Annotated in this window: 1 pseudogene; it reads left to right on the forward strand. The window is 58.2% G+C overall.

Annotation, left to right across the window (positions count from 1 at the left end):
- Window positions 1-244, forward strand: a pseudogene (locus SM755_RS24065) (copper-transporting ATPase); the annotation flags it as partial.

The following is a 244-nucleotide window of genomic DNA, read 5'->3' on the forward strand; positions in this document are numbered from 1 at the left end:
TCGGCGGGTCGATCCCTACTGACAATGCGGTTGTCGTCGAAGTTGGTCCGGAAAACACCAGTACGATGGATCGCCTCGTCGAACTCCTCTGGAACGTCAAGAGTTCTGCGACGGGCGTCCAGCATATGGTCAACCGTTTTGCGGTGCTGTTCGTCCCGCTCGTACTCGGGCTTGCCGCGCTGACTGCGACTGGCTGGTTCGTCCTTGGCAACGACCTAAACACAGCTATATTGGCCGGTGTCTC

The organism is Natrialba sp. PRR66 (genome assembly GCF_034808065.1).
Lineage (GTDB): Archaea > Halobacteriota > Halobacteria > Halobacteriales > Natrialbaceae > Natrialba > Natrialba aegyptia.